Raw genomic sequence first — 241 nt, forward strand, 5'->3', positions numbered from 1 at the left:
GTGCTGATCTGGTTGATGTTGTTGCCGGCAACGGCGAGCAGGCCGTCCTTGCCCCGGATCCGGCCGCCGATGTTGTTGATGTCGTGCCTGGCGTCCAGCAGCACCACGCCGCCGTCGATGCTGCCGCCGACGTTGTCGAGGTTGTGGGCCTTGAGGTCGACCAGCTGGCGTCCGTGGATGGTGCCGGTGTTGAGCAGGTCGCCGACCAGGTTGGCCTTGACCACGTCGGCGGTGAGCAGCG

General features: G+C 66.8%; 1 pseudogene. It reads right to left on the reverse strand.

Features of this window, described 5'->3' with window-relative positions:
• Positions 1–241: pseudogene (locus SB753_RS40725) on the reverse strand (hypothetical protein); the annotation flags it as partial.

Source organism: Paraburkholderia sp. SIMBA_053, from assembly GCF_046534895.1.
GTDB lineage: Bacteria > Pseudomonadota > Gammaproteobacteria > Burkholderiales > Burkholderiaceae > Paraburkholderia > Paraburkholderia caledonica.